Genomic DNA, 22,028 nt, shown 5'->3' with positions numbered 1-22,028 from the left:
GTCTAGGCCGGCATCCTGATGGCGTTGAGTCGATGCAGCTTATCGAGCAGTGCCAAGTCTTCGCCGCTGGGTTGTGCGGCGCTGGAACCCAGTATCTGCATCAAGCTTGCGAGTGACTGTGGTTGCTCCAGGCAGTGATAGAGGTACGCAGCGCGCGGGCTGATCAGGGTGAATTTGTGGCGCGCCTCAGGGGTGGGCAAATACACCAAGATGTGCTCGCTGGCTTCCTCCGGTCTGCTACGCCCGAGCAGGCTTTTATCACGCAACCAGTGCGACAGCGCATAGCGGCTCTGGTAAATGCGTGCACCATCGGTGCGTTGATAAGTACCCGGCACTGCGGCACTGGTTTCCACCAGCCCGATGTAGAGGCGCACAGATTCGCGCTCAAGGCCCATCAGGTCGCGAATCTGCGGGTAGTCGGCGAGTTCCTGGCGCTCGAGCAGAAAGCCCAATGCCGCATCGCAATAGCCATACACTCTTGGCCCGTAGTCGAACCATTCTTGTTGGCGCAGGAATGCCTTGGACAGTGCCGGCAGGTCCAGGTCGATGTTGAGCAGCGCGCGCAGCGTCAACGGCGCGCCGGTTTCCAGCGCATTGATAAAGGAATTGACCAAGCGGAACTGATAGTTCTCGACGAACCATTTCACTCTTTCAAACTGACTGCCATAGGCCTGCAGAATCACCCGCTCGTTATCAGGAAAGTGCTCCAGCCATTGAGTCGCGCCTTGAGCTTCGAACAACTGCTGCTGCAGTGTTTCATCGCGTAGCAGGCGTCGCCACAGCTTCCAGACCTGCTCAGCATCCATGCGTCAGCTCCTGTGCCGCTTTTGTGTAGTGATTCCAGATGTTCTGTGCGCGCCGCACATCGGTGACGATCATGTGTTCGTCGTTGGCGTCCATCACGCGTGTCAGTGCGTGGTGAGCCTGCCCCTGGTATTCGAGGATGATCGCCGAGGGTTGGCAACGGGACATGAGTTCCTGGTACAGATCCCAAACAGGTTCGGGCACACACGAGTCATGCCAGTCGTGGTAGAGCCCCTCATGCCAGCTGCCACCTGCCAGATGCACAGAGATCACCTTGTCCAACGGCAAGGTGTCGAGGTAGTCGCGCAAGTCGAAGTTTTTCAGGTTCAGGTGGTTGGTGTAGATGTTGTGCAAGTCCAGGTGCAAGAAGGTGCCGGACTGCTGCACGAGACGGGCCAGGAACTCGGCTTCGCGCATTTCTGCACCCGGGCATTGCAAGTAATAGGCGGCGTTTTCATGGGCCAGTGGCATCCCATAATGTGCCTGCAAAGCCTTCGCGCGTTCGGCGCAGCGCAGAACCTCTGCATTGGAAAACTGCAGCGGGCTGCTCCAGATATCCAGCCAGGAGTTGTCGCCATAAAAACAATGGTTGGCGACCCATGGGCTGTTCAGCATCTTGGCCAGGGGCACATGGCGTTGCACAGCGGCGGTTTCTTCAAGCGGGCTGAAACCAAAGTCGCAACCGTAGTTGGAATGCGCCAGCAAGGTGAATTTCTCAGCCAGCCGATTGATCATCGCCTGGGCCGCGGGCTTGATGATCTGCGGGCCATCCATAGGGGCCATGATGTTGTCGAGCAGTATTTCCAGCACATCGACTTCGATGTCCTCAAATGGAAACCAGTCGAGGATCTCGGGGTTGTACTGGATACCCACACCAATCGGTTCGGGCTTAACGAAGTGAGCCATGTGGTTGCCCAGTCTGAGGAAGGGGAGGCTCCCTCGACGTCAAGCCGAGGAAGCCCGGAGCGATCAGGCGAAAACTTTGCTTTCGATGATTTCGATATCGTCGAGGTCGAACTCCTCGAACGGTGCATCGGTAAGGGCTTGCGGCGCGACGTCGGCCGGGGCGGTTGTGGTGGTGGGTTCATCCATGGTGGCAATAGCCGGAGTCACTGTAGGTTGAGTCATGACACTGTCCTTATGGGTGGTTGAAAAGGCGAATCAGGGTGGCTGCGATGAAGCTCCAGGCGATGACCCAGCCCAGGCAGGTCAACAGGAATGTGCTCCAGTAGAGCCTGCGCAATGCAGGGGAAAGGCTTTCCTGCGGCGCGCTGCGCCAATGGCGCTTTACATAGTTGAAAGCACGCTGGCGCAGGCGCGGTTGCCCCAGCACTTCGGTAATCGCCAGGTAGGTGTCGCCATTGAAGATGGGCAGCAGGGTGGGGATGAGGGAAATGCACGAAGCCACGATCATCACCACGAAAAGGGCGGGTAAAACCCCTTGGGTGTCACGGAACATCGCCCACAGGGCAATGCCCACTCCCGCATACAGAAGGCTGAGCAAGGGGCCTGCCAGAATGGTGATCACCCGTTGGTTCAGCGGTAGCTGCGACCATTGCGTCTGCACCGGACGTACCCAACCGGTGGCGAGCAACAAGTAGATGCCGATCCCGAAATCGTTGACCTTGACCCCATAGTGACGACAGGCCATCGCGTGCCCCAGTTCGTGAAGGGCGATGGAGGTCAGGATCACCGGGAAGTGCCAGAGCAGCCAGCGGTAACTGTGGATATAGGTGGCGCTGACATCGGCCATGAAGCTGTCCAAGTGCGCGCCCAGGTACACGAAGCTCAACAGGGACAAGGCCAGCAGCGGCAAAATGAATGCCGCGCGGCAGCACCAGGGCGCCAACCGGTAAAGATGATCAAGCAATGGCTGCGGGTTGGTTTTAACCAGGTTAATCAGCAAATGCTCTTTCAGCGGGCCATAGGTTATGCCCGTGGCGGGATCGCGCAGGTCCTTTTTATGATCCGTTTGCTCGTTGCTCAGCAGTTTCAGGTTGAGCAGTTTGCGCTCGAACTGCGCAAGCTTCTCGGGGCTGACCTTGATTCGATGCTGCGCCAGGGCGGCGTCGACAATCGCTTGCAGGTTTCGCTGGCCATCGAACAGCAAGGCAAGTGAGTACTCGGCCTGGCCCAGTTCAAAACCGATATCACTACGGGGGTCGTAGAGGTTGTAGCGCCGGGTGACCGCGTCTGCTGGCGGTGGTGTCACGACCAGATCATCCCTGAAACAGGAATGGACGCGGGCACTCGACTTTTCGAGGGCATAGGCCGAGGCACTCATGTGCGGGGTCGCATCGAGTGCAGGCTTGGCATGTAGGACTCCTGCAGTGCCTTGCGGCCCTGAGCCTTGATGCTTTCGAGGTGCTCGGTGGCAGGCTGGGCACAGGCTCGCCCCAGTACGAACACCGCCCCCGGTCGGGTCGGCCCGCACACGGGCTCATGGGTGGTCTGGATCGGCTGCCAACCATGCCGGTACATCAGGTGCTCGATACTGCTGGCACTCAAGTAGCGGCGATGGTTATGGGTTAGAAACCCTTGTTTGATGCCATAACCCAACGCGCGACCTTCAATCAGCAGCAATCCGTCCTCGGCACTGGCCTGCCGGCAAAGCTGCATGACCTGGTTGACGTCATGAACATGCTCCAGCGAACCATTGATGATGATCAGGTTGTAATCACCCGTGGGGCTCATGTGTTCGGCGCCCACCAGGTCGATGTCCAGGCCGATATTCTTGCCGTATTCGACGTAGGCCCGGTCGGGGTCATTGCCTCTGACTGTCCAGCCGCGCTTGGCAAAAGGAATCATCAGGCCGCCGGCGGAGCAACCGACGTCAAGCATTTTGCCTTTGGCGGGAAGCACATCTTGCAGGTACTGATACAGGTGTTCGCCGCGGCGTACCTGGTCCAGAAAGAAGGCGCGCTCCGGCTCCGTATTGCCGAACAAACTCAGGCGGTAGAACTTGTCGTAGTAAGCGCTGTAGAAGGCTTCGTCGAAGCGGTATTGCTGGAAAATATGCCCACAATCCTGGCAGCCGAGCACTGGCAATGCCACCGCCTGGTCACCGGGGCCCTGGACACTTTCCAGCAAAACCCGATGATCTTTGGAATTGCAAAGTTCACAATCCATTTTCTGCGCACGAAAGGTTTCAGGCATTTGCAATAGTTGCAAATACTGTTGTTCTATAGTTGTACTCACAATGAAGCCCCATTCACTTAATGCAGAAGAAGCCTTCAAAGCAAATATATTTGAAAATACTGGTTATATCCTTGAAGCCAGCGCGGGATAACATGTCGATATTGCCGGCCGTGGAAAAAGGCTCAAGTACACCTTTCAAACTTCTGGTCTTCGCCAGGATTTCCTCGGCGTTATAACCTTGGTCGCGCTTATAATCTACATACAGGCTGCTGAGGATGTCTTGAAAGCGTGCGTCTGGGCCGCGTACTTTTTCAAACATGATAAAAGCACCGCCCCAGTTCAAGGTCTCGTAGATACGATCGAACAAGGCTTGGCGAATGCGCGGGTGCACGAACTGAATAGTGTAATAAGCAACTATCAGATCACTTTTTTCATAGGGAAAGGTCAGGATATCGTCGGTAACGAAGCTGACGTTGTGCTGCGGCGACGCGCTCAAGAGCTCATTCGCCTTGCGCGTCATGGCCTCTTCCACATCAATGCCCACCCACTTCACCGAGGCGCAGTGACGCTGTGCAAGTTGTCGCGTGAGGGTGCCGGTGGAACTACCCAGTTCGTAGCAGGTGCTATCACTCTTTACAAAAAAGTCGCTGAGCGACAGCACGATGTTATGCCCGTCCTTATATTTAGGTACGGACTTCGAAACATGGGAGTCAAAGTGTTGCGGGGTACTGCCTCCGAAACTCCATGAGGCATTACTCGACTCTACGCCGTCACCGACGGTTTCGTAGAGAGTGGCAGGCGAGGTAATTAGGGAAGACATGTATGTCACATCCTTGTCCGATACCAATAGGGGTGTACTAGTACAACGAGATTCCTTTCTCTTGGACGGGAGAGTATCCAGTCTTAGTTAACGTGTCATCATTTTTTTTTGCGAACAATAAAGGTGCGAGCGCACCAAAAAGGTGCGGGAAAACGCTGTTGAGAATAGTCCGCAGTACACACCGATTGTTGATGTTCTCGGTACTTGAGGTTGCACTGTTTGAGGCGATGGATCTTCCATCGCCTTGAAGGCGCATCAAGCCGCGAGGCAGAGGGCTCGGACCGCGCTCGATAGTGATTCGTTGTTTGACATCATCGGCCTGATTCCCGGTATCGATCTTGAGGCCAGGGATTTTTCATGACTGTTTGGCAGCGTAGGTCTCGCCCGTCAGCAGCATGACGCCTTCTTTTGAGCTGACGCGGGTGATGCTGTTGATCACGACATTAAGGCCGCTTGAATGCGGGAATAGCGAAAACAACAACTCGAAATACAGGTAGTCCTGCACCAGGCGCGCCGCCAGATCGGGATGGCCTTGCAAGAGCGCCCTGAAGCTTGGGTAACCCAGCTGTGCAAGCTCCGGAATGTCGACAAAACCCTGGTCGATATCGTCGGTTTTGCATTCGGCGGCAAAGGTGTCGGCGCAGTCAAGAAAGCATTGCGGCAGATCGCGGTGGTGGATGCGCAGTTCATAGGGCGTTGCTGGGATCGTCAGTGCCTCGCCGAAGCCCAGGCTGCGATAGCCGATGGTTTTTGGGTCGATGAGTTGGTCGGCTGAGGTGAATTTCATGATGTGCTTTCGGGTTGCTCGGGTGATGAAGGGGGTGGCTATCTTCGAGCCTTCTCGCTTGGGGTTTGGCGGTTGCGACGTAGTAAAGGATATAGCCTGAATACACTAGGGAGCCTGCTGCCACTTCGTTGTCGAAGCAGTGCTTTAGTTCATTCTCATCCGCAAAACCGTATTCCAGGAGCCTATTCTCGGCAAAGCCGGCCAGCCTCGATAGGGTTACTCCGTCGATTTCTCCCTGCTCGCCAAAGTCAAAGCTCACCGTTGCTGTGGGTAAGTGAACGGCGCAGCCAAAACCGTGCTTGAAGTAACGAATACCGCCAGCTAGTTCTCCTTGATCCGGGATATCGGTTCCCACCCAATCGGCGTTGCTGGCGGGGAGGGGAATGGCGGATTGTTGCATCAGTTCGACAGCCGTGCGGATGCTGGCCTGGTAGTCGGAAACAAGATGGGCGAGGTGCGGGTTCATGGGCATTCACGTCGAGGTTGAAGGGGCAGGGAGCCTGGTTTTCCCCTGAGGCGCTTGATCAGTTCCTGCATCGCGTTGTAGTACCCGGTGCGCAGCCAATTTTGACATACCTTGAGAGTCGACCTTGGGGGGGCCTGGCCTCTATCTATGGGTTGCATCGTTCAATGATGAGTTTTTTGGTTCATTGGTGAGCTCGGAGCACATTGCCACTATCTGAGCTATAAACATCTAAATGAAGCGTGTTTTAGAGGGATCTACCAATGAGTAGTACTACGTCGACAAGCCCGAGCTTCCACATTTTTCCATATAAAATCGAACTTTTTGGCTGTTCTTCTCTAACCACCATGCTTTCCCCAGCAGCCACAGTAGATCAAGTATTAATCGGCAATATGCTTCCTGATTACATAGTGGCGACTCAGGAATATTACTTCACGGGCGATATGTGCTCGACTTGGTTTATATCTAGGTCACTATTGCAGCTATGTGGCCAAGCGTAAGATGTACCTTCCGAAGAAAGGAGTCATTCATGAAAAGCGTCGCACTGATAACGATTCATGGCATGGGGAAAATCAAACCGGGATATTTTCGAGATCTTGAAGAGGGGGTCATCGAAAAGCTCGGGAGTAAGAAGTGGGATAAAGTATCCTTCAAGAACATACAGTATGCCCCTGTTTTACAAGGTCCTCAGGATGAGCTATGGAATGCCATGTTGAAGGAGAAAACCAATGAGCTTGATGCGCTGAAAATACGACAATTCTTTCTGTTTGGTTTTGGGGATGCCGGGTCTTTGGAATACAGTGCGCAAAAGGACCCGAGCAAATATCTAGCTGTCCAAAAAGAAATCCAAAATGTTTTGTTGTCTGCATTCAAAGAGTGCGGTAGTGATCCGAATACGCCAATAGTTTTGATTGCTCAGTCTTTGGGTTGCCAAGTCATATCGAATTATCTGTGGGATGCCCAAAATGGAAGGTATATATTTTCATCACCCGATACCGGTCCGAAGGCGAATTTTCTTAAGCTGAAGTCGCTCAATAATCTAATTACAACGGGGTGCAATATCCCCATCTTCGTCTCAGGTCTGGACGCAAGGGTTTGCTTTGATCCGCCAAGCCCCAATTTTACCTGGGATAACTACTATGATCAGGATGACGTACTAGGCTGGCCATTACGCCAACTTGGAAAGAATTACAATATCGTTCATGACCATTCGATAAATGCCGGCGGCATACTTTCGTCATGGAACGTCGCGAGTCATGGTGAGTATTGGTCTGATAAAGATGTAATTTCCGCAGTGTCGACAAGACTGATGGAACACCTATAGATGGATTTAAAATGCCCCGGCGCCTAGGTTTGTCAATCCGATTCACGCCGGGGCAACGGTGTACCTGAAAAGCTCTGATGAAAATCAGACTATATGAGGAACAGGTTATGCTTTCAACGCCTCAGCGACCTGAAATAGATAACAATACGATAAAGTTGCAAGTGGGCATAATAGCCATGGTGCTTGCGAATGTAACGGACTTTCTTTCGGGAGGGGACATAACTTCTATAAGTGCTTCGTATCATGAGAGTGAATGGGGGCGCAATTTGTTTGTTGGGTTGCTTTTTGCGATATCTGCTTTTATGCTCGCGTACAATGGCTTTTCGCGAAAAGAGATGTTGCTTAGTAAAGTGGCGGCCGTTGCCGCATTTGGTGTTGCAATATTTCCATGCGGGTGTAATGGATATATAGAAACCATACCTCATGTGCACTATGTTTCTGCTGCTGTGATGTTTTCCATATTGGCTTATTTTTGTTACTTGTTTCGTGGGCGTGCTGAGTCCAAGGGGCATGTTGAGGCAAGGCGGCGATCGGTGATTTATACCTTCTGTGGCGTTGCAATAGTTTTTTCAATGCTGGTGATGGTTGTTGATCATGTTTTTAATGATGCGTTATCTGGCTTTATTCCGAGACTTACTTTTTATTGTGAGCGGGTTGGCTTGATCGCATTCGGCATATCCTGGTTGACCGCCAGTAAGTTGCTCCCGGTCATTTCTGCGGATGACGAGAGGATTCATCCATTTAAATAGACTTCTCAGTTGGAAAGTCACGTGTTGGAATCATTAACTAAGCGGAAAGATACGGATGTTTGATGAGCTGACGTTTACCTGTGAAGTACCTGAGAAAAAAGATGCTTATGTCGGTGCTGGGGCCTGCCTGCCCACTGATCTGGCTTGGCCCTGTTCGCCTGATGGCGTGCCGCTGACACACCTCATGGCCTTTCCTGGAAGTTGGTTTTCAGAGGCCTTGATTGATGGGGAGTATTGGGTTTCGGTTTTTATGCCGTATCAGCCGGGTGAAGTGGCTCACTATCGAAAGCTGCGCGCCATTGACGGTCGTTCGCAAGCAATTGTCATGGGCTACGTTCGAGCCGGTTCCGAGCGGAATGAGGCGGCTCAGCCGATTTCAGATCGCGGGACGGTGCGGCTAGGGGTGAACGCCGACGTGGACGATGATGAAAACCTGGCTTCGAAGTTGGATGGCGTGGACGCTTGGCTACAGTCGCCTGTTTCAGCGGGGGCAGGGCGTAGAAGGGTTTCCATTTATGGGGGCGATCTGGATAGAGCGCTGCCTGAGCATAAAGGCGTGCTTTCGGATGGCATGGGGTATCTGTTTCTGGATGAGGACTTTTCAGAGAGGACAGGCGCGGGGATTGGTCGGTTCTTTTTGCAGTTGGGGTAGGGCGATACGGCGCTATTGAACTGATGCTCAGAAAGGCAGCATGGAAACGCCCTGTCACTTGGTAGGGGCTTTGCCTAAGTGTCTGCGGTTCTTGGAAGCTACCCGTTTGGACTCGCCGGTGTCGGTACCTTTCTCAGGGAGCAAGTTCCAGGAAGTTTTGCGACCGCTGTTCTCGTCAAAGACATAGGACGGATGTGCTAGATAGCCCTTTGCTACATGTTCAGGGTGCGAAGCTATTGCCTTCAAAAATAACGGCAAAGGAGCGCCCCCATGATCGCTTTTACAAGGCAGCTCTTGCCTGCCGCATTACTGTGTAGTGCCCTCGCTGCCCAGGCGAGCGAAGTGCTGAAGGGCGACTACTGGGTCGTTCACTACCAGGGTGCCTTGGGCAAGAATCAGGTGTTCATCGCCGACGGCGACCCCACTCACATCATCAATCGTCCAGGTGGCGCGAAATCATTGGGTGTCTATCAACTTTACGAAGAGCCCGGCAAACCCAACTTCACCTCTTACGATGTCGAAATCGATTGTGCGAAGAACCGCGTGCGCATCATGGATGCGGCGGATTTCCACAGCGTGTTCAATGAATTTCGCAATGCGAAGTATTCCAGCCAGTGGCAGAGCAAACCTGACGCCTGGCTGGCACAAAGCCGTGACTTTGTCTGTAAGCCGACTGAACGCCAGGCTAAGAAGATGGAGCACTTGGGTGTGATGTCCGCGTCGCAAATGAGCAAGGCAGGGCCGCAGTTCTTCGAGATATTGAATCGCGAGGCGGCCAAGGCGGCCATCATGCAGAAGATAGATGAAGGGTTCGCGCAGATGTCTGCCAAGTAACGCGGCCTTCAGGGAGAAGACCTTATGAACCGATTGTTTATGTTGGCCCTGCTCGCCACCTTGCTCAGTGGCTGCGCATCATTGTCGGCCAGCAGTGCCTGGAAAGATCGCCCGGTGGGCGAACTGATCGACTTCTTCGGCGTGCCAAGGCAGATCATGGTGGCGCCGGAGGAAGATATGGTCGTGCTCAGATATGTACGTGACAGTAGCTATGTTTCACGTGAAGCAGCGGGTACTTACACGGGGCCGCAGAACGGGCAACTTGTGCACGCAGAATACTGGGAAGACGTGCAGCACTCAGGCAGTTGCGAAATCAATGTGTTCGTCAACAGAGCACGACTGGTGGAAAAGGTGCGAACGAAAGGGCGTTGTGTAGCGGTCGAGATGGGGCCGGCAGGGTAGGAATGGGCCACTGGCGAGGGCAGATGCCACGAACAGGCACATCAAGACAGTGGTCGTCGACCTGCGCTACAGGCGCGTGCATGGCCCACTTTGGGGGGCGAAGAGATCGGCAACCTGTACCAGGTCTCATCCGAGAACTCGTAACGCTTTGCAATTGCAGAATTCCTTCTTGTAGAGGAGTAGGGGCTTTACAAAAACTGAGCTAACGAGGGGCCATGATTGGAGTTCCGGGTTTTCGTACAGAGTCCCCCAAAGCGGCACTTCACGAAGGGTAGGAACCGGCCAGAAGCGGCCCTTGGCAGTAGTCAAAAATCGACGTTAAGGGGACGGTCTCGCATATGTTGGGAGACCATCTTAAGGCTTGATGGTCTCCGGCAAACTGGGGCCGATTTAAGATGAGATCTGGACTATTCACTAGCTAATCTGGAGTGGCTAGTGGAAGAGGCTGCCATGGTGGAACCTCACCAGGAGAAAGATACGCGGGTGGAGATGTCGAAATCTTTAATTTCCCATCACCAAGAATTTTAAGATCTCGCAGCTTCAACTCATCAATCGCGCGGCGCGCTAGAAAGCCTTTTTTAGGGTCTAGATAAGCAATTTCACCTAACACGCCCGCTTTCATATTCAGCAATTCTACCTCACTAAAGTCGTGCATGCTCGCACGCCCCTCTAAAGCAGCATTGATATTTCTTAGCTTTTTATACCGAGAATTCGGGACACTAACTTCATTATCAAACAGAACTACACCGGTTACGTGTTTCGGACGACCAGCCTTGAACAACCTAGTTTTTCCCGCAGTAACCTCATGGCCGTAGCAGTGAACTATCCTTTCAACATCCCACAAAAATGACCCGCTTATATTGTTACCTGAAAATGTCAAATCATCTATGTAGCAGGTAAAAATAAAGCCATTATTACGAGCTAACACATCAAGTTCATCAAACAACCTTTTATTTGCATAAAAGGACATCAGCGGACTCAAAGGGCTGCCGGTAGGTAGAGAATCGTTGCAGGTGACGAGCTCAGAATAAATACTCGCAATATCACCAGTGCACCGTAGATCCGTCTCAAAGAAATTGAATACCTTTGACTTATTAGTCGCTACAAAAAAATTTCTGATATCTAGCGTAGCAACGCAAGGCCCGCCCACATGCATTGCAGCATTCTTGCGATAGGACGTGCCTGCCAAAGCTGCCTGCATGTAATCAGGAACAACAACCCGTTTAAGAAGCCTTAGCATACGGTTATGGATATGCAGAAGTTCCCCCTTGGGCTTTTGCACAGAACGAGGTCTTCGGGGCTTTTTGTGTGAGAACGGATCAGGCTTAGGATCTTTCTTAAATTTACTATATGAGCCAATACTCTCCATAATCAGGTGCAATGGTTTCAACAGGATCGCAGCAAGCCTTGTTCTTGATGATGTATTGAACATCGCACATTGGTTTAGCGCATAGGACTTATAGTTTTTTATGTGACTTTCTACTGGCTTTTGCTTCATTTTTGTTGCCCACCCATTCCATTATATTAATGACCTTGCGAGCAACACTAGATCTAAAATTATCCAAGGGCTTGGTAGTATCTAGATTTTCAGAAAAAAACAAAATAGACGAAAGAGGAACATCAAACCGTTCGCTGTACTTATTCAAGAGCTCCAGTGACGGTTGCTTTTTGCCTGACTCAATTTCCGAGAGATGTGAGTTTGAAACACTGAGCTCCTCGGCCAACTCGGTTTGTGATAGATCGTGGTACGACCTAATCAAGCGAAGCGCTTGGTTTAGCATTGGAAGTCCTCAAACCATACAGTGACAACAGCGGGGGTTAGGACGCTCAGAAAAGCTCACGATAAGCATCTACAATCTTTGGCCAGATCTTATCAATGATCAAAAAAGCCTGAACAATGATTTTCACTAAACCAAAAAAACAACGAAATAAGACACGCTTACGCTTACTTTTCCACACATCCGAACGCTGCTTGGCGGGTTTTTCAATCTTCATTTTTTGGAGCTCCAGTGGCACCTGAGTGTTATACCCAGGCTCTCGCACGCAACTGGACTGAAGAAGGATCAAGCAGTGTCTGTCCCCCCATCTGAATCACCTGATTCCGTCTCGCACGGAATCAGTATCCCGGCATATCGCGCTCCCGGCATCACGGACGGGCGGGCGAACTGCGTGGGGAAGGATTAGAGGCAAGCCTCCACTAGGCCGAAGCCCTCACAACAAGCGAGAATCTCCTTACCGCAGATGAAAAGTACAACCATCTGCGGACAAAATCAAAAATTAATTTCGCTTAAAGCGAAATTAATTCCTAGATTTTTACGCCTCATATTCAAGATCCCTACAGCCAAGCCGCCCAAGCACCGGGGAAATGATGCACGCATCACGACAGGTTGCTTCTGGCCGTTTTCTGCCTGTCACCAAGGCCAGCAGTCAACGCATGTCGGAGTCTTCTTCAACCAACCCAGCAGCGAGATTAGGTCTCGCCGGTGAGTTTCGACGCTTTATCCCTGATCTTTTCGAGAGTCTCGTTGACGTGCTTCGGGTATTCACCGCTGAAATACTCAAAGGTGAGCGGGTTGGCAGTGTAGAAGTGGCAGCAGAATTCGACCCAGTCTTTCGTTTTCAGCGGGCCATTTATCTTGAAGAGCTTGCGTGATCTGGCCTTGATGTGCGCAGGGTTCTTCATCGTCATGTTGAAATCGGAATCGCGCCTCCGGAAATATTCGTCTTCCGTGAAAAGCTGTATCGCGCCGTCGAAGTGTCTGAAACAGTTGGCCGCGAGATCGAACTCGGCGTGCAGGTAGCGAGCGGGGAAGTAGTGCTGCCCTTCAACCTCGATCCGAATGTCCTCCGTCTTCATTTCCAGGGCCTGAAACGACTTGATGCCATTTAACTCGCTCCATTTGATGTCGAGACAGTACGCGCTGGCAAATAAGAAAGAAATGTGTCGAGGTTCGAGATCCAGGGGCGGGCGCAGCTTGGCAATTCCGGTTTTGATGTTTCGTATTTCCTCGTCGAAGGGAGCACCGTACCAAGTGTCGGCCTCGAAATAGCCTAGCCCGCCGACGTCGATCCGGACCCGGTCTTCGTCGAGGGCAATGTATTTTTCTATGCCGGAACTGTCGAACCGCCAGAACAGGTTTATAAACCTCGGGGCCCAGTTGTTGACCGGATGCATTCCCCTTCGGTAACCGGTGTGTGCCATCAAAATAAAATCGGGACCGGTAAAGCATCCTTCGAAATGGGGGCTGGGAGAAAATCGGCTTGCGATTTCGTTGAACGGCAACAGTCCATCGCGCTCAACCTTAATTGGTCCTAATAGCGTTCTTGCAATGCCTTGCGCCTTAGCAACGATGCCGATGGTCTGGATGTACTCGAAGTTCTCCGTACCGAGGATCACTCCTTTGGACGCGGCTAGATCCATGAACTTCGCAATCAGGTCAGATGCATCGGTCAGCCGTTCGCGGGACAGTTTTTCGATGTCCGCTAAATAGCGAGCCATCATCTCGTCGTACTCTTGGTCAGCCATCACTATTCCCAAGCAGATGGAAGGGGTCACTCAATATACATTCGCAATCTCTAGACCGGGCTACTGTCGCCTTAAGAGAGCTTGAAAGCGCGGCGCGCTGGGTATGGGATAACTGCCACCGGCTGAAAAGATCCCTAGTCGAACGTCCACTCTTGGCCGATTGCAGCCACTTTTAAAAGACTTTTCCCCCCTAAAAAGTCCAAGACCCCATTTGAAACGCTCCGCGCTACCAAGCAGCGCGGAGCGTCCAGGCGTCAGGCTTGAAGCCGCCAGCCCATCACTCCCAATAGGTCGCAACTGTCACGCAGCAGAATCGCCGCTGCGTTGGAGATATGTTGCAGATCGGTGTCGTCAGCATTCTTCAGTTCTGCGCGGGAGAGGCTTTCCAGCAGTTGAGTGACCGCCAGTAAACGTGCGGCGCCGTTGGCGTGCAGCACGTCCAAGGGGGCGGTCTTGTCGATAAAGAGGCAGGGAATCAGGCAGTCGATGCCGGTGATGGGAATAAATCGTTGGTTCATGAGGATCACTCCGCTGTTGGTTAAGGGAGCTGCTCAGATCGTCGCCAAACGAAAGGGTGGCAGCTGTACGCAGGTTGGCGAACCGGATTAACCAACAGAAAACCGGCAGACCCTGAAGGTCTCCCGCGCACAGCCACCATAGAAAGGCAGCCGTGACCATAAATGTTCGACGGCTAGCGCTGCAAGCGTGACTGCCTGTTGGTTGATTTCCAGGTCGCCAAACCCGGTCGCCATTGGGGCGAGTGGGGACTATGGGCGTTGGGTCTTGGGGGGACAAGTCAGACGCGTCTGCAAGTTTTGTAGGATTGCGGAGGGGGACTTGGCGGCCTGAGAGCCGGCCAGTTTTTCTGGGGGGTTGGGGTACATATCCGTTGCTGCGGGTGCGGCCGCTGGCGGTTTCGCTCTTACAGCGAGTCACTTTTACCAAGCGCCGTAAAAGTAACCAAAAGGGCTTGCCCCTCCATGGGCCCCTCGCTGGGGCTCGGGGTTCCCTCCCTCCGGCATTGCTCCGGGGGCCGCCGCCAACCGGCCATCCATGGCCGGGTGGCGGCTAGCTCGGCATCCTTGCCGAGCTGCCCCCTACGCAACGCCTACGTTCGGCCGGCTGGGAAGGGGCTTGAAGATCAAGATCAAAAGCCAAAACCAAAGCCACGGCAAACGGCGCGCCCGTCCGGGCGGCGCATTTCTCAGCCTTCTCCAGCACAACAATTCCTTCCCGTAGGAGCCGGCTTGCCGGCGAAGAGGGCGGTCTGGTCGTGCGCGGAATAAAGACAGGTCTGCGTTGTCCGGCCGGCTGTCTTCGCCGGCAAGCCGGCTCCTACAACGTTTGCACGTTCCTCTTGTGAATGAAGCTTTTATGACAAAAGTTCGGTAGCACATGGCCACGCACGTCTTGGGTATGTAACGCGCTTGAGGGGGCCGCCAGGCCACTTTTTTAAGCCGAGGCGGGACGCCGGGAGTGAGGCTATGGGGACTATGGAACGCTACTCGAAAGTGGGCATGCAGGAGCTGGATCAACGGCTGTCGAAGATCGTCGAGGCGGCGCGCAAGAAGCCGGTGTCGGTCTATCGCTACGGGGCGCCGTGGGTCTGGATCGTGTCCCAGGATGATTGGCAGGGCGCCTTGAAGGAGGTGGCCAGCTATATCCCGCCGGGGCATTCGCTGGTGCTGCTGCGTCCGCAGATCGATGAGTTGCTGGATCAGCACCGCGATCTGCTCCAGGGCCTCAATGCCGAGCCCGGCATGCTGATCGCGCCGCGTACGGTGATGCACATTCTGTTGCTGCAGTTGCTGTATTCGGTGCCCAGTGAGCAGCAGCTATATGAACAGCTCAGTTACAACCTGTTGTTCCGTTGGTTCGTCGGTCTGGATCTGAACCAGAAGGTCTGGAGCTTCAGTGTCCTGAGTCGCGACATCGCCACGCTGTTGAACAACCCGCGGGCGGTGCAGTTGATCCAGAAAATCATCGGTGAAGTGTTTTGCGGCGCTCTGCTGCAAATGCCCGAGTTCTCGCTGAATTTTGCGCTGTTGCACACCTGGCTGGCGCGCCACGAAAACACCTCGATCAGCAGCAATTGAAGCGGCCAAACGCTGTGCAGACGGCGACGGCAATGCGCGTACGCGCGCCAATTTTCAGTTTTTTAGGGGGCGGTGTGGAGCATCTGGGCAAATCAGGGCGACCCGGCAGTGGCGGGCGCTGGTGGCCGTTGTGCGGCTGGTTGACGTTGCTGGCGCTGGCGCCAGCGGTGCAGGCCGAGGAGGGCGAGCCGGTTGCGGTCGAAGCCACGGCGGCGCGCTTGGTGGACGTCAATGAATACTTCGTGCGCGGCAATACGGTGCTCGATGCCCGGGCCATCGAGGAGGCGGTGTACCCGTTCCTCGGCCCGCAAAAAGCCCTGGCCGATATCGAAGGCGCCCGCGATGCGCTGCAGAAGGTCTATCAGGAGCGCGGCTACCAGTCGGTGTTCGTCGAGCTGCCGGAGCAGAAGGTCGAGGACGGCATCGTCTACCTGCAGGTCAGTGAAACCAAGGTCGGTCGGGTGCGGGTGGTGGGGGCCAAGCATTACTCGCCAGTGGAGATCCGCGATCAGGTGCCGGCGCTCCAAGAAGGCCAGGTGCCGGACTTTGCCACGGTGCAAAGCCAGCTGGCCGGGCTCAATCGCGGCGCCGGGCGCCAGGTCATGCCGTTGGTGCGTGAAGGCCAGCGCCCGGGGACCATGGACGTGGACCTGCAAGTGGAAGACCAGAACCCCTGGCACGCCAGCGTCGGCCTGAACAACGACTACAGCGCCGACACCGAGAAGCTGCGCAGCGTGGTCAACGTCGGCTACGACAACCTCTGGCAGCTGGGCCACAGCATTTCCTTGACCTATTTCACCGCGCCCCAGGACACCGACAACGCCAAGGTCTGGTCTGGCTCCTACAGCGCGCCTTTGAGCGAGCGCTGGGCCTTGCAGTTCTCCGGTTACCAGTCCGACAGCAACATCGCCACCATCGGTGGCAGCAACGTGCTGGGAAAGGGCCATTCCTACGGGGTGTCGGCGATCTACACCTTGCCCGCGGCCGGCAACTGGGCCAACTCGCTGTCGGTGGGCGTGGACTTCAAGGACTTCGAGGAAGAGATGCGCTTTGGCCGCAGCAGCGACCAGATTCCGTTGAAGTACGCCCCGGTGACCTTTGGCTACAACGGCTACCGCTACAGCGAGAAATCCCAGCTCGGCCTGGGCCTGAACCTGATCGTCGGCCCCCGGCGCTTCTTCGGCTACGGCAGCGACGCCGAGGAGTTCCACTACAAGCGCGATGAGGCCAGTGCCAGTTTCTCGGTGCTCAAGGGCGACCTGAATTTCACCTACACCTTCGCCAACGACTGGCAGTCGGCGTCCAAGACCGCCTTCCAGCTGGCTTCGGGGCCCCTGGTGTCCAACGAGCAGTATTCCGCTGGCGGCGCCACTTCGGTGCGCGGCTATCTGGCCGCCGAGCGCACCGGGGATGAGGGCTACCTGTTCTCCCAGGAGCTGCGCACGCCGTCCCTGGCCAAGTTCCTCGGCAGCTACGTGCAGGAGTGGCGTTTCTATGCCTTTGCCGAAGGCGCGCACCTGTCCCTGCACGACCCGCTGCCCGAGCAGGAGGACGAATACAGCCTGGCCAGCGTTGGCCTGGGCACCCGCGCCAGTTTGAGCAAGTGGCTGTCCGGCAGCCTCGACTGGGGCTACCCGCTCAAGGACGGCCCCAACACCCAGAAATACGACCCGCGCCTGCACTTCAGCGTGCAAGCGACGTTCTGACTTTACGGAGACCCTTCACATGCAACGCTTATTCCTGAGCCTGTTGATCTGCCTGGGCTTCGTGCTCCCGGCCACGGCCCATGCCTGGTGGCAGGACGACTGGCATTACCGCAAGCAGATCAGCGTGGACACCACCCCGCAAGGCGCCGCCATCAACGAGGCCCTGGGCCGCACCGCGCTGCTGGTGCGCCTGCACACCGGCAACTTCACCTTCGACGGGGTCAAGGAAGACGGCGCCGACCTGCGCTTTGTCGCCGCCGATGACAAGACTCTGCTTAATCACCAGATTGAAAGCTTCGACCCGCTGATGGGCATGGCGCTGATCTGGGTCGATGTGCCCAAGGTCGAAGGCGGCCAGCGCCAGGACATCTGGATGTACTACGGCAACCAGAAGGCCCCGAGCACCGCCAATGGCCAGCTGACCTTCGACCCCAGCTACACCGCGATCTACCACTTCGACGGCAGCAACGGCACTCCGGCCAAAGACACCACGGCCTACGGCAACACCGCGCAGAACGCCACCGGCGCGGCGATTGACGGGGTCATCGGCCGGGCCTTGCAGTTCAGCGGCCAGCCGCTGTTACTGCCGGCCAGCCCGTCGCTGCAGCACAACGCTGGCGGCGCCTTCACCTTCAGCGCCTGGGTGCGCCTGGATCAGGCCAGCGGCGAACAATTGCTACTGGCCCGCCGCGAAGGCGCCGGCAGCTTGCTGGTCGGCATCAACCAGGGCCTGCCCTTCGTCGAAGTGGACGGCCAGCGCGCCGCCTCCACCCAGCCGCTGAACCCGGGGCAATGGCAGCACCTGGCCCTGAGCGGCGAGGGCAGCCGACTCGCGCTGTACGTCAACGGCCGCGAGACCGCGAGCCTGGCCCAGGCCATTCCCACCTTCAATTCGCCGTTGGCCATCGGTGCCGACCTGCCGCCGGCTGCCGGGGCCGAGGCCAGCCACTTCCTGCCATTCACCGGGGCCCTGGACGAGCTGCGCCTGTCCAAGGTGGCGCGTCCGGCGGCACTGATCCTGGCCGATGCCAGCGCCCAGGGCGCGGAGTCGAAGCTGGTGGCTTATGGCGTCGATGAAGAACAGTCGGGCTTCGGTTTCGGCAGCCTGGGCTTCCTGCTCAAGGCGGTGCCGGTGGATGCCTGGGTGATCATCCTGGTGCTGGTGGGGATGATGATCCAGTCCTGGGTGATCATGCTGCGCAAGAACCGCATGGTCGGCCGGGTCAGCGCCGCCAATGCGCTGTTTCGCGAGCAGTTCGCCAAGGTCGGTACGCGCCTGGAGATGTTCGCCGACGATCAGGTCCTGGCCAGTCGCCTGGAGCACTCCTCGCTGTGGCGCCTGTACCTGGTGGCGGTGAAAGAGATCCGCACCCGCCGCGAGCAGGGCGCCGATACCTCCTCGGTGTCGGCGGCCACCATCGAGGCCATCCGCTGCTCCATGGACGGAGTGCGTACCCGGGAAAACCAGCAGCTGAGTTCCAAGCTCTCGACCCTGTCCAACGCCATTGCCGGCGGCCCCTACATCGGCCTGTTGGGCACGGTGCTGGGGATCATGGTGGTGTTCCTCGGCACCGCCATGGCCGGTGACGTCAACATCAACGCCATCGCCCCGGGCATGGCCGCGGCCTTGCTGGCCACCGCCATGGGCCTGTTCGTCGCGATTCCGGCGCTGTTTGGCTACAACCGCCTGATCACCCGCAACAAGGAAGTCGGCGCCGACATGCGGGTATTCGTCGACGAGTTCATCACCCGGCTGGCGGAGCTGCATGGCGAGAGCCAGCACAGCGAGAACGCCCACTGGCGGGTCAGTCACAGCAACGCGTCGGTTCCGGCCTGAGGAGAACTGCCATGGCTTCCGTGAACGCCTCCCATGACGACGAAGACGATGCCGCCGTCGACAGCATCAACATCACGCCCCTGGTGGACGTGCTGATGGTGGTGCTGGTGATGTTCATCCTCACCGCCACCGCCCAGGTCTCGGGCATCCAGATCCACCTGCCCAAGGCCAGCGCCTCGGTGTCGCTGTCCGAGGCCAAGACCAAGGCCATTTCGGTGAACGACGGCGGTCAGGTGTTCCTCGATGCCTACCCGGTGACCCTGGGCGAGCTGGAAGAGCGCCTGCGCATCGAGAAGGCGCAGAACCCGGACTTCCCGATCATCGTCCGTGGCGATGCCACGGTGCAGTACCAGAAGGTCATCGAAGTCCTCGACCTGCTGCGCCGCCTGGAGTTGTCCCAGGTCGGCCTGGTCACCGGCAAACCGAGCCAGGGCTGAGCCATGACTGCACAACAACCCATCGAACTGCCTCCGGTGCAGAACAAACCGCGAGCCGTGCAGCTGCTGAAGTGGGGCGCCGGATTGCTGCTGGGGGCCGTGGCCGCCTGGTTTTTGTGGCAGTGGGCCAATGACATGGCCGGGGTGCGCCGGGAGGCGCCCAAAGTGCCAACCATCATCCCGCTGCCGCCGCCTCCGGAAACACCGCCACCGCCGCCGGAAAAACCCAAGGAGCCGGAGCCGGTGGAAGAAAAGATCCCGGAACCCGAACCCACGCCCACCCCCGAGGAGGTCAAGCCGGAGGAAGAAGCACCGCCATCGCCGGCGGACGATCTGGCCAACCCGATGCAGATCGACGGCGATGCCCAGTCCGGCAACGACGGCTTCAACGTCGGTGCCGGCAAGGGCGGCGGCATGGCCGGCGCCGGTGGCGGCGGGCTGGGCACCGGCACCTACAAGCAGTACCTGGCGGCGACCTTCCAGCGCGCGCTGCGCGAGGACCCGGAGCTGCGCAAGAAGGCCTATGCGCTGCAGGTGGACCTGTGGCTCGGCGCCGACGGGCAAGTGACCCGCGCCGAACTGGCCGGCTCCAGCGGCAACCCCGAGACCGACCAGCAGGTGCTGGCGGCACTGCGGGCCACGCCGCGCCTGAAAGAGCGCATGCCGGCCTCCCTGACCTTGCCGGTGCGCCTGTCCCTCAAGGGCCGGCGTCCGGAATGAGCGAACCCCTATTTGCAGTTTCTACAGGAGTTGTGTGCAGATGATTTCCACCGTGAATCGATTGACCCTGGCGCTCGGCATGGTCGCCCTGACCCTGGCCGGACAGGCCGCGGCTGCCGCCGCGCCTTCGGAGAACGCCACGATCAACCTGATCCGTCTGTTGGTGCAGCAGGGGGTATTGAAGCAGGAGCAGGCCGACGGGCTGATTGCCCAGGCCGAGAAAGAGGCCCAGCAGGCCCGCGCCGCCACCGCTGTGGCCGCTACCGGCCCCGCTGCGGCGCCCGGTGATGTGCGGGTGCAATACGTACCGGCCATCGTCCGCGAGCAGATCCGCGATCAGGTCAAGGCCGAGGTCATGGCCACCGCCAAGCAGGAAAACTGGGCCCAGCCCAACACCTTTCCGGACTGGGTCTCGCGCATCAGCTTTGACGGTGACATCCGCCTGCGCCAGGAATCGCGGTTCTTTGCCGACAACAACAGCAACGAGCTTGTCGACTACGCCAAGCTCAACGACAACGGCCCCTACGACGTCAACAAGGACACCAACAGCAAGCTGCCGCCGCTGCTCAACAGCCGCGAGGACCGCGACAACCTGTTCCGCCTGCGGGCGCGCCTGGGGATGAAGGCGGTGATCTCGCCGGAATGGACCGCCGGCATCCGCATCGGCACCGGCTCGGACAACAACCCGGTGTCCACCACCCAGACCCTGGGCGGCGGCTTCGGCAAGAAGGATATCTGGCTCGACCAGGGCTACCTGACCTGGAAGGCCAGCCAGGACCTGACCCTGACCGGCGGGCGGATCGCCAACCCGTTCTATGCAACCGACATGCTGTATTCCAACGACCTGAACTTCGACGGTGTGGCGGCGATCTTCAACCACAAGCTGGGCAGCGACTGGGGCCTGTTCGGCACCCTGGGCGCCTTCCCGGTGGAGTACACCAACGACACCGCCACCAGCAACGGCTTCGACAAGAACGAGAGCGACACCAAGTGGCTGTTCGGCGGGCAGATCGGCGCCAACTGGAAGATCAACCGCAGCAACAGCCTCAAAGGCGCCTTGGCCTACTACCGCTTCGACGACATCGAAGGCCAGCGCTCCAGTCCCTGCGCGCCCTGGGCCGGGGCCCCGGGCTGCGACACCGACGGATCGCGCGTGGCCTTCATGCAAAAGGGCAACAGCGTGTTCCTGCTGCGTGACATCACCCCCAACCCGGCCACCCCGGGCCTGACCCCGCAGCCGCAGTTCGTCGGCCTGGCCTCCAAGTTCGACGTGCTCGACCTGAACCTGGCCTGGGACACCGAGCTGCCGGACGACCTGCGTCTGCGCAGCCAGACCAACTTCATCCGCAACCTGGCCTACGACAAGGGCGAGATGCTCAAGCGCAGCGAGGGCGAGATCGTCAACAACATCAACCGCAACGGTCAGTTCGAAAGTGGCGGCAACGCGCTGCTGGTGCAGTTCACCCTGGGCAACGCCCTGGAGATGAAGAAGTCCGGCGATTGGAACCTGTTGGCTGGCTACAAGTACATCCAGCCCGATGCCTTGCCCGACGGTTTCAACGATTCCTCGTTCCACCTGGGCGGCACCAACGCCAAGGGCTATTTCGTCGGCGGCAATTACGGCATCGACAAGAACATCTACGCCACGGCCCGCTACATGAGCGCCTCGGAAGTCTACGGGCCGCGTTATGAAGTCGACGTCATGCAGCTTGAACTCAACACGCGCTTCTAAG

24 protein-coding genes are annotated in these 22,028 nt (G+C 56.9%); 11 read left to right on the top strand and 13 right to left on the bottom strand.

Features of this window, described 5'->3' with window-relative positions:
• Positions 1-2 precede the first annotated feature (2 nt).
• The 8 genes from PFZ56_RS21980 to PFZ56_RS21945 form a co-directional block, all read right to left on the bottom strand.
• Positions 3-806: a hypothetical protein gene (locus tag PFZ56_RS21980; RefSeq protein ID WP_110653317.1), complete on the bottom strand. Its 804-nt coding sequence runs from the start codon at positions 804-806 to the stop codon at positions 3-5.
• Complete coding sequence (locus PFZ56_RS21975; protein ID WP_102879147.1) at positions 796-1,710, bottom strand: DUF692 family multinuclear iron-containing protein; 915 nt, start codon at positions 1,708-1,710, stop codon at positions 796-798. Before PFZ56_RS21975 ends, PFZ56_RS21980 begins: the two co-directional genes overlap by 11 nt.
• Positions 1,711-1,773: 63 nt before the next feature.
• On the bottom strand, positions 1,774-1,932 hold the full coding sequence (locus PFZ56_RS21970) for a TglA family RiPP precursor (protein WP_170003946.1): 159 nt from the start codon (positions 1,930-1,932) through the stop codon (positions 1,774-1,776).
• A 10-nt stretch (positions 1,933-1,942) separates the two neighbouring features.
• Positions 1,943-3,016, bottom strand: a complete 1,074-nt coding sequence (locus tag PFZ56_RS21965) for a M50 family metallopeptidase (RefSeq protein ID WP_170003948.1) — start codon at positions 3,014-3,016, stop codon at positions 1,943-1,945.
• Positions 3,017-3,084: 68 nt separating this feature from the next.
• Positions 3,085-3,894, bottom strand: a complete 810-nt coding sequence (locus PFZ56_RS21960) for a bifunctional 2-polyprenyl-6-hydroxyphenol methylase/3-demethylubiquinol 3-O-methyltransferase UbiG (RefSeq protein ID WP_262379795.1) — start codon at positions 3,892-3,894, stop codon at positions 3,085-3,087.
• A 121-nt stretch (positions 3,895-4,015) separates the two neighbouring features.
• Positions 4,016-4,762, bottom strand: a complete 747-nt coding sequence (locus PFZ56_RS21955) for a methyltransferase domain-containing protein (RefSeq protein WP_102879149.1) — start codon at positions 4,760-4,762, stop codon at positions 4,016-4,018.
• Between the two features lie 355 nt (positions 4,763-5,117).
• Entirely contained in the window at positions 5,118-5,549 is a 432-nt protein-coding gene (locus PFZ56_RS21950; RefSeq protein WP_170003950.1) for a hypothetical protein, read from the bottom strand.
• Entirely contained in the window at positions 5,449-5,949 is a 501-nt protein-coding gene (locus PFZ56_RS21945; RefSeq protein ID WP_394304658.1) for a DUF6896 domain-containing protein, read from the bottom strand. The genes PFZ56_RS21950 and PFZ56_RS21945 overlap by 101 nt, the downstream gene beginning before the upstream one ends.
• Before the next feature lie 592 nt (positions 5,950-6,541).
• Here PFZ56_RS21945 and PFZ56_RS21940 point away from each other — a divergent pair.
• The 5 genes from PFZ56_RS21940 (at position 6,542) to PFZ56_RS21920 (ending at position 9,973) form a co-directional block, all read left to right on the top strand.
• The gene (locus PFZ56_RS21940; protein WP_170003952.1) at positions 6,542-7,336 is read left to right on the top strand and encodes a hypothetical protein; all 795 of its coding nucleotides are present in this window, start codon (positions 6,542-6,544) and stop codon (positions 7,334-7,336) included.
• 77 nt (positions 7,337-7,413) lie between these two features.
• Positions 7,414-8,085, top strand: coding sequence for a DUF998 domain-containing protein (locus tag PFZ56_RS21935; protein ID WP_262379797.1), 672 nt, complete (start codon positions 7,414-7,416; stop codon positions 8,083-8,085).
• 55 nt (positions 8,086-8,140) lie between these two features.
• A complete protein-coding gene (locus tag PFZ56_RS21930; protein WP_170003954.1) occupies positions 8,141-8,737 on the top strand; it encodes a hypothetical protein in 597 nt (198 codons plus the stop codon).
• Between the two features lie 270 nt (positions 8,738-9,007).
• Positions 9,008-9,571: a hypothetical protein gene (locus PFZ56_RS21925; protein ID WP_170003956.1), complete on the top strand. Its 564-nt coding sequence runs from the start codon at positions 9,008-9,010 to the stop codon at positions 9,569-9,571.
• A gap of 24 nt (positions 9,572-9,595) precedes the next feature.
• On the top strand, positions 9,596-9,973 hold the full coding sequence (locus PFZ56_RS21920; RefSeq protein ID WP_110653312.1) for a hypothetical protein: 378 nt from the start codon (positions 9,596-9,598) through the stop codon (positions 9,971-9,973).
• A 418-nt stretch (positions 9,974-10,391) separates the two neighbouring features.
• Here the strand turns inward: PFZ56_RS21920 and PFZ56_RS21915 are convergent, their stop codons facing one another.
• The 5 genes from PFZ56_RS21915 to PFZ56_RS21895 form a co-directional block, all read right to left on the bottom strand.
• Positions 10,392-11,471 (bottom strand): reverse transcriptase family protein, encoded by a 1,080-nt coding sequence (locus tag PFZ56_RS21915; protein WP_102879154.1) that lies wholly within the window; start codon positions 11,469-11,471, stop codon positions 10,392-10,394.
• Entirely contained in the window at positions 11,431-11,754 is a 324-nt protein-coding gene (locus PFZ56_RS21910) for a helix-turn-helix transcriptional regulator (protein ID WP_102879155.1), read from the bottom strand. Before PFZ56_RS21910 ends, PFZ56_RS21915 begins: the two co-directional genes overlap by 41 nt.
• Positions 11,755-11,800: 46 nt before the next feature.
• Positions 11,801-11,968, bottom strand: coding sequence for a hypothetical protein (locus PFZ56_RS21905; RefSeq protein WP_164919350.1), 168 nt, complete (start codon positions 11,966-11,968; stop codon positions 11,801-11,803).
• A 475-nt stretch (positions 11,969-12,443) separates the two neighbouring features.
• On the bottom strand, positions 12,444-13,499 hold the full coding sequence (locus tag PFZ56_RS21900) for a hypothetical protein (protein WP_102879156.1): 1,056 nt from the start codon (positions 13,497-13,499) through the stop codon (positions 12,444-12,446).
• Positions 13,500-13,753: 254 nt separating this feature from the next.
• The gene (locus tag PFZ56_RS21895) at positions 13,754-14,017 is read right to left on the bottom strand and encodes a short-chain dehydrogenase (RefSeq protein WP_102879157.1); all 264 of its coding nucleotides are present in this window, start codon (positions 14,015-14,017) and stop codon (positions 13,754-13,756) included.
• Between the two features lie 975 nt (positions 14,018-14,992).
• Between PFZ56_RS21895 and PFZ56_RS21890 the strand changes: the two genes are divergently transcribed.
• Genes PFZ56_RS21890 through PFZ56_RS21865 form a run of 6 tightly spaced genes read left to right on the top strand, consistent with a single transcriptional unit; the run spans position 14,993 to position 22,027 of the window.
• On the top strand, positions 14,993-15,595 hold the full coding sequence (locus PFZ56_RS21890) for a transposase (protein ID WP_019093945.1): 603 nt from the start codon (positions 14,993-14,995) through the stop codon (positions 15,593-15,595).
• A gap of 32 nt (positions 15,596-15,627) precedes the next feature.
• Positions 15,628-17,301 (top strand): ShlB/FhaC/HecB family hemolysin secretion/activation protein, encoded by a 1,674-nt coding sequence (locus PFZ56_RS21885; RefSeq protein ID WP_262379971.1) that lies wholly within the window; start codon positions 15,628-15,630, stop codon positions 17,299-17,301.
• Between the two features lie 19 nt (positions 17,302-17,320).
• The gene (locus PFZ56_RS21880) at positions 17,321-19,138 is read left to right on the top strand and encodes a DUF2341 domain-containing protein (RefSeq protein WP_102879158.1); all 1,818 of its coding nucleotides are present in this window, start codon (positions 17,321-17,323) and stop codon (positions 19,136-19,138) included.
• A gap of 11 nt (positions 19,139-19,149) precedes the next feature.
• A complete protein-coding gene (locus tag PFZ56_RS21875; RefSeq protein WP_011061113.1) occupies positions 19,150-19,575 on the top strand; it encodes a biopolymer transporter ExbD in 426 nt (141 codons plus the stop codon).
• Positions 19,576-19,578: 3 nt separating this feature from the next.
• Complete coding sequence (locus PFZ56_RS21870; protein ID WP_102879159.1) at positions 19,579-20,295, top strand: energy transducer TonB; 717 nt, start codon at positions 19,579-19,581, stop codon at positions 20,293-20,295.
• 40 nt (positions 20,296-20,335) lie between these two features.
• The gene (locus tag PFZ56_RS21865; RefSeq protein WP_170005002.1) at positions 20,336-22,027 is read left to right on the top strand and encodes a putative porin; all 1,692 of its coding nucleotides are present in this window, start codon (positions 20,336-20,338) and stop codon (positions 22,025-22,027) included.
• Position 22,028 lies beyond the last annotated feature (1 nt).

The organism is Pseudomonas danubii (assembly GCF_042980055.1).
Taxonomy (GTDB): domain Bacteria; phylum Pseudomonadota; class Gammaproteobacteria; order Pseudomonadales; family Pseudomonadaceae; genus Aquipseudomonas; species Aquipseudomonas danubii.
This window is presented reverse-complemented; position numbering and strand designations above follow the sequence as displayed.

Excerpts from the sequence above, each read along its gene's own strand:
- PFZ56_RS21950 (WP_170003950.1), bottom strand. The coding sequence starts at position 5,549 with ATGAAATTCACCTCAGCCGACCAACTCATCGACCCAAAAACCATCGGC.
- PFZ56_RS21865 (WP_170005002.1), top strand. The coding sequence starts at position 20,336 with ATGATTTCCACCGTGAATCGATTGACCCTGGCGCTCGGCATGGTCGCC.
- PFZ56_RS21895 (WP_102879157.1), bottom strand. The coding sequence starts at position 14,017 with ATGAACCAACGATTTATTCCCATCACCGGCATCGACTGCCTGATTCCC.
- PFZ56_RS21940 (WP_170003952.1), top strand. The coding sequence starts at position 6,542 with ATGAAAAGCGTCGCACTGATAACGATTCATGGCATGGGGAAAATCAAA.
- PFZ56_RS21970 (WP_170003946.1), bottom strand. The coding sequence starts at position 1,932 with ATGACTCAACCTACAGTGACTCCGGCTATTGCCACCATGGATGAACCC.
- PFZ56_RS21975 (WP_102879147.1), bottom strand. The coding sequence starts at position 1,710 with ATGGCTCACTTCGTTAAGCCCGAACCGATTGGTGTGGGTATCCAGTAC.
- PFZ56_RS21870 (WP_102879159.1), top strand. The coding sequence starts at position 19,579 with ATGACTGCACAACAACCCATCGAACTGCCTCCGGTGCAGAACAAACCG.
- PFZ56_RS21925 (WP_170003956.1), top strand. The coding sequence starts at position 9,008 with ATGATCGCTTTTACAAGGCAGCTCTTGCCTGCCGCATTACTGTGTAGT.
- PFZ56_RS21885 (WP_262379971.1), top strand. The coding sequence starts at position 15,628 with ATGCGCGTACGCGCGCCAATTTTCAGTTTTTTAGGGGGCGGTGTGGAG.
- PFZ56_RS21910 (WP_102879155.1), bottom strand. The coding sequence starts at position 11,754 with ATGCTAAACCAAGCGCTTCGCTTGATTAGGTCGTACCACGATCTATCA.
- PFZ56_RS21900 (WP_102879156.1), bottom strand. The coding sequence starts at position 13,499 with ATGGCTGACCAAGAGTACGACGAGATGATGGCTCGCTATTTAGCGGAC.
- PFZ56_RS21955 (WP_102879149.1), bottom strand. The coding sequence starts at position 4,762 with ATGTCTTCCCTAATTACCTCGCCTGCCACTCTCTACGAAACCGTCGGT.
- PFZ56_RS21905 (WP_164919350.1), bottom strand. The coding sequence starts at position 11,968 with ATGAAGATTGAAAAACCCGCCAAGCAGCGTTCGGATGTGTGGAAAAGT.
- PFZ56_RS21930 (WP_170003954.1), top strand. The coding sequence starts at position 8,141 with ATGTTTGATGAGCTGACGTTTACCTGTGAAGTACCTGAGAAAAAAGAT.
- PFZ56_RS21875 (WP_011061113.1), top strand. The coding sequence starts at position 19,150 with ATGGCTTCCGTGAACGCCTCCCATGACGACGAAGACGATGCCGCCGTC.
- PFZ56_RS21890 (WP_019093945.1), top strand. The coding sequence starts at position 14,993 with ATGGAACGCTACTCGAAAGTGGGCATGCAGGAGCTGGATCAACGGCTG.
- PFZ56_RS21920 (WP_110653312.1), top strand. The coding sequence starts at position 9,596 with ATGAACCGATTGTTTATGTTGGCCCTGCTCGCCACCTTGCTCAGTGGC.
- PFZ56_RS21980 (WP_110653317.1), bottom strand. The coding sequence starts at position 806 with ATGGATGCTGAGCAGGTCTGGAAGCTGTGGCGACGCCTGCTACGCGAT.
- PFZ56_RS21880 (WP_102879158.1), top strand. The coding sequence starts at position 17,321 with ATGCAACGCTTATTCCTGAGCCTGTTGATCTGCCTGGGCTTCGTGCTC.
- PFZ56_RS21945 (WP_394304658.1), bottom strand. The coding sequence starts at position 5,949 with ATGCAACAATCCGCCATTCCCCTCCCCGCCAGCAACGCCGATTGGGTG.
- PFZ56_RS21915 (WP_102879154.1), bottom strand. The coding sequence starts at position 11,471 with ATGAAGCAAAAGCCAGTAGAAAGTCACATAAAAAACTATAAGTCCTAT.
- PFZ56_RS21935 (WP_262379797.1), top strand. The coding sequence starts at position 7,414 with ATGAAAATCAGACTATATGAGGAACAGGTTATGCTTTCAACGCCTCAG.